Source organism: Clostridium algoriphilum, from assembly GCF_020443705.1.
GTDB classification, from domain to species: domain Bacteria; phylum Bacillota; class Clostridia; order Clostridiales; family Clostridiaceae; genus Clostridium_AD; species Clostridium_AD algoriphilum.
The window spans coordinates 1-7,910 of record NZ_JAIZZK010000069.1; the positions used below are offsets into that span (position 1 = coordinate 1).

Below are 7,910 nucleotides of genomic sequence, written 5' to 3' on the forward strand. Positions count from 1 at the left end.
GGTGGTCTTTGGAATATATTATATAAATGGATAGACAATAAAGAAAGAGAATCCCCTAAAGAGATGGTTCAAGTAATTAGAAAAGCAATTGGTGATTTTTCAAAATCAATTTAGGACATTTAACCCTTAATATTATTGGAATTGAAAAAAGCAAATGTCGTGAAATATAAATTTCATGACATTTATTTACGTAATGTCACACCCTATTGAGCTATCGTTTATAAAGGTATACCTAAATGGACAAATTAAAGACTACCTATTCAATGGGTCTATAACGTTTGTAAAGGCTATATAAGAGCCACAGGGTAATTCTAATACCATATTCATTTAAAAAATAAAGGTATCTTATTACTTTTACAGAATTATATGGGTAAGATAGGAGAGTGTTAATTATGGGGAAATATATTGTGAAGACTTATAATAAAAATTTTAGAAGTAGGGCTGAGAAAAAGTTTGAGATTGAAAAAGATTCAAATTGTGAAATGATATTAAATGAAAATTTGGGATATGAGGATGAGGATGAAGATGAAGAATATGACTTACATAATATTATTCAACATTTAGATTCAGATAATGAAGTTAATAGTAATACCGTTATATTGAAAAAGAAAGAATATGCAGATTTAATTTCAGTAGACTTAAATTTAGAGGGAGACCCTGAATTAAGACTACAGACTTTTTCGGAAGTTTCTTTAAATACATTTCTTAATAGTGATAAATTTATATTTAATAAAAAACAGTATACTGTAAAAGAAAAAATTTACTCCCTTTGCACTGAAGAAGAAGAAGAAAATGGTGAAGAGGATGTTTTAACATTAATGTGTAGTTTGTACAAGGATATTAAATAAATTCAGAATGGGGGTGGGTTGTCTACATGAATGAAGATAATATAATAAATTATTTAGCAGAATCAAAGATACAAAATAAACTATGGGCAAATTGTATATTTGTATTTGATACTTCTGCATTATTGTCTTTTTATGAATTTTCTACAAAAACACAACAAAATATTTTTGACACTACTTTTACAAAGATCAAAGAAAGATTATGGATTCCAGGACATGTAGAATTTGAGTATTTAAAGAATAGAAAGATTGTAATAAATAAAGTATATAATGATAAATATGCTAAGTTAAATGAAGAAAAATTTATACCAATTATGAAACATATTAAAGGTATAAGTTCGGTAGTGAATGCTTTAAGTAATGATACAAAAAAGAAGATTCGCATCCGTATTTTGATAGTACAATTTTTAATGAATTTAAAAGTGAATGCGATATATTTACAAAGAGTTATAATAAATTCAAAGTGAAAATTGATGAAGAAACTTTAGAAAGAAAAAAAGAAATTAACGCCAAGTTAGACGATGATAATGTATTAAAAGAATTTAATAAGTATTTTATGGTAGGTAAAGAGTTTGAATATGCACAGATTATGGAGATTGTAAAAGAGGGCGGATTTAGATATGAAAATGGAATACCACCTGGATATATGGATGATAAAGATAAAAAAGGAATTCAGAAGTTTGGAGATTTAATTATATGGAAACAAATAATTAATTTTGCTAGAACAACAAAGAAAGATATAATTTTTATTATAAATGATTTAAAAGAAGATTGGTGTTATAAAAATAATAGAAGTAATGAAACTAGAATTGAAAGACCAAGAGAAGATTTAATAAAAGAAATAAAAGACGAAGCTGATGCGAATTTTTGGATGTATACTTTACATCAATTTTTATATACTGCAAATGAATTACTTAAAACAAAAATTAATGAATCAGTAATTGAAGAAGTTAAAAATGTAACTCAATCAAAATTTGATGAATTAAATGACGATGAATTAAGTAGCTCAAGACCTTTGAGACATTTAATAATAACCAGGGGAGATTTATATTATGCTGATATGAGTCCAGTTGTAGGTTCAGAACAAGGTGGAATAAGACCCGTTGTTATTTTGCAAAATGATATTGCAAATAAATATTCTCCAACAGTTCTTGTAGCAGCAATTACTTCACAGTTAAGAAAAATGCGACTTCCAACTCATGTTGAATTATCAGCAGAAGAGTATGGTCTAACTAATGATTCTGTAGTTTTACTTGAACAAATGAGGACAATAGATAAAAAGAGACTTAAAGAAGAAATTGGTCAAGTTAATAATGCAGATATGCAAAAAATAGATACTGCATTATTAATTCAAGTAGGTCTTTAATTAAACTATTAATAATATAGATTCCATATAATGATCATTCGATTTAAACGATAAAAAAGCATTTTGTATAGTAGGTATGGAAAAGATAAATGTCGTGAAAAGAAAATTTCACGTCGTTCCTTTGTTATTCCATTATTATTCTTGTTTAACATATTAAAGACTTTCCATAAATTGAGTCTGGAAATAACTCACTTACCACGAGTCCAATGCTATAATATAAGTTATAAGAATAGGAGATGATAATAGGATGGTTGAAGATGATATGTTAAAGAAAATAATAATAGGTGAAAATTATACGTTAGAACAAATTAAATTTTTAATAAATGATGATGATATTTTAATATGTAATGAAATTGTCGACGAATTGACAAATGGAAATTATAGAGTCGATGAAATAATAACAGGATTTGTATATAAAAAAAGAACTAGTGGCTTTTACCAAATAGGAAATAAAAAGACAACATATCAATTAACTAAAATTTAATAGCTAAATACTCAAAGTACAATTGTACAATTTAGACATATATAGAATATGTTTATAAAATGTCGTGAAATGATTCATTTCACGGCATTTGCTTTGTTTCCTTATGTGGCTGACATCCAGTGAATCGTCTAAATTGTTGTAAGAACAATATTTATTTATATGTAATATAATACAGATATAATGTAATATATAGTTTACATTATGTAAAAAAAGTATTACACTGTATTTAGGGGTGGTTTATGTGAGTAAAAATTTAAAGTTTAAGTCTGCAAGAGCCGCAAAAGACATGTCACAAAAGGAAGTCGCTGAGGTTGTTAATGTTACTAGACAAACTATTAATGCTATTGAAAGTGGAGACTATAACCCCTCTATACGATTATGTATTGCTATTTGTAAAGCACTCAATAAAACACTTGATCAAATTTTTTGGGAGGATGATATTAATGATAAATAAAGAAAGTCTGAAAGAAGACCTTGATGAAATGCAGATTCAAACTCGAAATAAAATAGGGAATCAATGCTATTTCATTCTCTTTCCTTCACTATTGATAGATATATTTCTCGGAAATTGTGGGGTTAAGTGGGCTGCTAGTTCAATAAGCATATCTGCAATAATATTAATTTGTGCGATATATTACGGTATCAGGGTCGTCGGGGCAGGAGCATATAGTACCTATAGCAAAAAAAAATTGAGTTTTAGCGTTGGTTTTTGTGTAATGTTGATTGCTATGGGACTAATTATTAAAAGTTTTTTTAAAGGAAGTTTCAGTATTTCTTATAGTGGAGCTTTAAGATTGTTTATATTTTTCGTCTTATTCATCCTGATTATTGTTATCTCAAGTATAGTATCAAGGCGTAAAAATAATGAAGGAAATGATTAAAAGCATTTTGTTGTTCATTTTTAAAAGTTCAATTATTATCAAAGGCACTTAATATCGTGATAAAAACTATTTTATATATTAGGGATGGAAAAATCGAGTAGGAGCTAAATAATTAATTTATTTAGCTCCTACTCGATTATAATTTTGAAATAAGAGGATTGGGAAATTTTTTTGCGAATTTATAAAACATTAGAGATTACAACTATGGAAGAGCCAAAGATATATAATCATTGCTCATGACAACAAAGAGTTTTGTAATATTCTTAATTATCTATTAACGCAAGAATATATGATTGTTACTGGCATTGCATAAAATTGAGTAAAAGCATTAAAATTGATTGAGGAAAAAACTGATTTTTAGTACTTATGTAAAAAGGCAGTCCTACTAATTCAGAATTTGTAGCAATGGTGGACAAATTAAGATTACAAAATAGAGTTAGTAGTTAGCATTTTGCTAATATCAAGAAATAAAAATAAGGCAGGATTATCCTGCCTTATTTTTTATTTGTTAGCAGTACCTTTATTAGCAACTGAACGCGCATTTAATTTTTTTGTTTCTTCTAAAGTAGCATCATTAGTGCTGTTAGCCATACTAGACATACCAGCGTTTGAAGCACCATTAGCAAGACCATTAGCAGCTTGTTTGTTGCTTAATTGTCCGTTTGCTCTTGAAGTAGCATCGTTAGCGCTGTTAGCACCATTAGAAAGACCATTGGCAGCTTGTTCGTTGCTTAATTGTCCGTTTGCTCTTGAAGTAGCATCGTTAGCGCTGTTAGCACCATTAGAAAGACCATTAGCAGCTTGTTCGTTGCTTAATTGTCCTTTTGCCTCTGATTGTTTATTTAATTTTTTTGTTTCTTCCAAATTATTTTTATTCATAAGTATTCTCCCTTCAAACATATAAATTGCACTGTATATATTTCAGTACACTAAGTAGTTTACCCATTATGTTATGAAATATAGCAGAAAAACTATTTCTCTTTTTAAATTACTCTTTTTAAATTTAAATTTTTATTGTTTTAATACAATTTAGGAATATACTCCGATGTACAGATCTGTATAAAATTGAAAATTCGACATTTTATTACAAAATAACCATGAAAAAAAGATGAAAAAACCTAAAACCCATGATACCATGGGTACACAAAGAGAAAAACTTGCTTTGTATATTAAAATAATGAAGGTGAGGTACAAAAGATGAAGAAAACTTTAAGACCACTAATATTAACTTTAGGTATTTTAGTATCAACAGGAATAAGTTCAGCAGTGTACGCCCAAGACTGTTCTACACCAAAAGTAGTGAACACTCAAGAGTGTAATAAAGGTAATTGCTCAGTTAAACCAGGACAAAGTTTACAGGATATATGTGCTAAGTATGGTATTGATTCAAAGTGTCAAACTGCAGCGTGTTTAGCTGATAAATCTAAGGCAACTAATCCTTGCGCGACAACACCTGCAACCACAAATCTATGTAAGTAATATTTATAAAGTTAATCATCCTTTTAAGCCTGGCGTAATTGCTAGGCTTTTATTTTTATGGAATTTATTAAATATAGCTTAAAACAGGATGATATAATATAAGAATAAGCATTATAGAAAAGAGGAATGAATATGCGGAAGGTGATACAAAATTTATTTAGAATCTGGATATTATATTTAATATCTGTAAGCATTGTACAAAAAGATATGTTGACACTAACTTTGGCTATATTAGCATTCTTATATGAAATATGGATAATAATTAAAGAAGAAAAAATAGAGAAAGAAAAAAATAAGTGGAATTAGATTACATTAATCTGTATTTTCGAATCCCTTATAAAATATGGAGGGTATTATGAAGGAAGAGCAGATTAAATTTCAAACGGTCGATGAGTATATCGGACAGTTTGCGGCACATAAAGCACATTGGCTTCTATTGCAGCCCTGCTGCAATTACGGTTTTTAAGGATGAATTGCTTAATTACAAAACTAATGAAAAAAACACGATTCAACTTCCTTTAGATAAAAAGCCCTCTTTAGAACTAATAAAAAGGATAAATATTAAATCGTTCGTTTAAAGTCCATATGCTATATGAACGATTTATATGTATATTCACCACCATATAATGCCACTTTGAAGACTATCAGTTCTCGTTCGTCTACGGTATACTCTATCCGAACTATTTTTTAGTCTTTGAATTTGAACCCTTAACCTTATATTGTTAATGTTACCTTTACGATATTTACATAATATTGTATTTTCAACAAATTACCAATTCTTTCATTTGATGCAGAGTGCGCTAATTTTATATCGTACCCTGCTATTTTAATGCATTAAAATAGACACCCTTTCGACTGCCTTAATATTTCAATAATATGTTATTACTCCTGCAATAACATATATAAGTAAACATAATAATATAATACTTGCCCCCGACATATTAGTATGTTACTAGAGCTATACCATGTGAAAAGAATTTGAAACCTTTTTAATATATTAGACTATAAAAATAACCACTCTCTTTAGGAGAATGGCTATTAACTATCGCATACTTTATTCGTACGCTATACCATATACTATTCAATACTCTTCTGAAAAATTCCATATTTATATTACTATTATTTAACTTCCTATTAAGCTTATTGCAACTACTACAATAGAGCATGAAATTAAAAAGGGTTATTGGTAAAAAAATAATGTTTTCATATACGCACGTATGTTCTATTTATGTTACAATTAATGGAATGAACAATAATATTATTGTTCATTCAATACACAATGTCAACAGGATAATAACGATAATAAACCAAAGGATATTGAGATACCTAAAACTAATTATGTGTAGTAAATGCTAGTGGTTAATTTTAAAATTGATATAACAAGTTCCCAGCAGTATACTACTTAAACGTCCTATTGTTTTATATCATTTATTCATGATATTTTATAAAATAAAAGAGGTGGTATTATGACAAAAGGGAAAAAGAAAAATCTTTCAAAAGCTAAAAACCATTTTTCACAAGTTGGCCGACTTGTAAAAAATGGTTTTGACGAAGCTCTGAAAGATTTCTCGAAAAATATTTTTAGTTTTTGTTTTAAAACGTTTCTATTGCTTATTATTAATTTTCTAGTAGATTTATTTAAATAAGGGCATTTAAAATGTTCTTATTTTTTTGTTAATAAGCATACACACTATTCACGCTTATAACTTTCCACAAATTATTGTTATTGCTTTATTACTAAGTATATCATAAAACCTATTATACCACATGATACACTTTCGCAGCCAATTGAGTGGGTTTATAGAGGCTATTATCTGTCTTTTTTAACGTATCATTTAACTATAGTTTTTTGATACACTATTTTAATAATACGATATTACTTTTGTATTGCTTTTGTATTTTTTTAAAATAATACAAAATTAACCCCTGAGAAATTATTTTCAGGAGTTAATGACTATTCATTTAATGACCACGTAGTATCAATGTGAACTATATAGATATTTCATTTTCATAAATTTTATCAAATATAGATATACCTTTCCCTAATATTCCTATAAGAATATTCTTATCATTCATTTTTATTATGTTTTTAATGATTTTTTTTTATCCTCTTGATTAAGGGGTAGTATAATAATAGAACTATTTTTAGACTAATCTTCTACAATATATGATAAAAATAAATAACTTACGCCAAAAACAAACAAATTATTATTGACATAATGTTTATAATATAGTTATATTATAAGCATACAGCTTTATAATATTTAATTTTCATGAATGGTTTAACTAGAGAAACAGAGGAATACACAACATGAAAATGGATAAAAAATAATTGTTAATAATATATTAAGGATATACCAGAATGCCATTATATAAGGTGAGGTTGAATACATATGAAAAAATTAAAAGTGATAGTTGGAATAGATAAAAGTAAATTAATTAAAAGTGATAAAAGAATGGTTGCTTGTGGCAAGAACTTTGGAAATATTTTGAAACCATCATCTGTTGTTAAGAGATTAGGATATTTGTCGTAGTAATGTGTAAATAATTATCTTTAATATGACTTCAATGGAATTGTTAATGAATACAGTAACATACCATCCATTACGTCAGAACCTGACATGGTTTCATTTAGACCGATTGGATGTACTCTTAAGTTAATACATTATAAGAGTTTTCAAGGTATAAAAGGGTTTAGTTAAATTTAACTAACTGCTTAACAACCCAGGCATTGTAAAAAAAATTGGGCCTGTAAATAATTTTGTGTAAACAGAATATAATGTACTCTTTCTTGGCAATAATTGAGATAAGTGATTATCAAAGATTGTAAGGAGGAGTATTTTTATGTCAAACAT

At 27.6% G+C, this 7,910-nt stretch carries 11 protein-coding genes and 2 pseudogenes; 12 read left to right on the forward strand and 1 reads right to left on the reverse strand.

Annotated elements, in window-relative coordinates:
* Positions 1-392: 392 nt before the first annotated feature.
* From LGK95_RS21380 to LGK95_RS21415, 8 genes and pseudogenes are all read left to right on the forward strand, one after another.
* Positions 393-848 (forward strand): hypothetical protein, encoded by a 456-nt coding sequence (locus LGK95_RS21380; protein WP_226126930.1) that lies wholly within the window; start codon positions 393-395, stop codon positions 846-848.
* 26 nt (positions 849-874) lie between these two features.
* Entirely contained in the window at positions 875-1,312 is a 438-nt protein-coding gene (locus LGK95_RS21385) for a PIN-like domain-containing protein (protein WP_226126931.1), read from the forward strand.
* Positions 1,309-1,590: pseudogene (locus LGK95_RS21390) on the forward strand (PIN-like domain-containing protein); the annotation flags it as partial. The gene LGK95_RS21385 and the pseudogene LGK95_RS21390, both read left to right, overlap by 4 nt.
* A 270-nt stretch (positions 1,591-1,860) precedes the next feature.
* The gene (locus tag LGK95_RS21395; protein ID WP_226126938.1) at positions 1,861-2,211 is read left to right on the forward strand and encodes a type II toxin-antitoxin system PemK/MazF family toxin; all 351 of its coding nucleotides are present in this window, start codon (positions 1,861-1,863) and stop codon (positions 2,209-2,211) included.
* A gap of 247 nt (positions 2,212-2,458) precedes the next feature.
* Positions 2,459-2,695 carry a hypothetical protein gene (locus LGK95_RS21400; RefSeq protein WP_226126932.1) on the forward strand — a complete coding sequence of 79 codons (237 nt, stop codon included), beginning with the start codon at positions 2,459-2,461 and terminating at the stop codon, positions 2,693-2,695.
* A 241-nt stretch (positions 2,696-2,936) separates the two neighbouring features.
* Complete coding sequence (locus LGK95_RS21405; RefSeq protein ID WP_226126709.1) at positions 2,937-3,149, forward strand: helix-turn-helix transcriptional regulator; 213 nt, start codon at positions 2,937-2,939, stop codon at positions 3,147-3,149.
* Complete coding sequence (locus LGK95_RS21410) at positions 3,139-3,576, forward strand: DUF6773 family protein (protein ID WP_226126933.1); 438 nt, start codon at positions 3,139-3,141, stop codon at positions 3,574-3,576. The genes LGK95_RS21405 and LGK95_RS21410 overlap by 11 nt, the downstream gene beginning before the upstream one ends.
* Before the next feature lie 223 nt (positions 3,577-3,799).
* Positions 3,800-3,886: pseudogene (locus LGK95_RS21415) on the forward strand (sporulation transcription factor Spo0A); the annotation flags it as partial.
* Positions 3,887-4,077: 191 nt separating this feature from the next.
* Here the strand turns inward: LGK95_RS21415 and LGK95_RS21420 are convergent.
* Positions 4,078-4,476 (reverse strand): hypothetical protein, encoded by a 399-nt coding sequence (locus LGK95_RS21420; protein WP_226126934.1) that lies wholly within the window; start codon positions 4,474-4,476, stop codon positions 4,078-4,080.
* Between the two features lie 297 nt (positions 4,477-4,773).
* Here LGK95_RS21420 and LGK95_RS21425 point away from each other — a divergent pair, with 297 nt between their 5' ends.
* The 4 genes from LGK95_RS21425 (at position 4,774) to LGK95_RS21440 (ending at position 7,589) form a co-directional block, all read left to right on the forward strand.
* The gene (locus LGK95_RS21425; protein ID WP_226126935.1) at positions 4,774-5,055 is read left to right on the forward strand and encodes a hypothetical protein; all 282 of its coding nucleotides are present in this window, start codon (positions 4,774-4,776) and stop codon (positions 5,053-5,055) included.
* A gap of 132 nt (positions 5,056-5,187) precedes the next feature.
* Positions 5,188-5,361, forward strand: a complete 174-nt coding sequence (locus LGK95_RS21430) for a hypothetical protein (RefSeq protein WP_226126936.1) — start codon at positions 5,188-5,190, stop codon at positions 5,359-5,361.
* Positions 5,362-6,521: 1,160 nt separating this feature from the next.
* Positions 6,522-6,701 (forward strand): hypothetical protein, encoded by a 180-nt coding sequence (locus LGK95_RS21435; RefSeq protein ID WP_226126635.1) that lies wholly within the window; start codon positions 6,522-6,524, stop codon positions 6,699-6,701.
* A gap of 747 nt (positions 6,702-7,448) precedes the next feature.
* Entirely contained in the window at positions 7,449-7,589 is a 141-nt protein-coding gene (locus tag LGK95_RS21440; protein WP_226126937.1) for a hypothetical protein, read from the forward strand.
* The last annotated feature ends 321 nt before the right edge of the window (positions 7,590-7,910 follow it).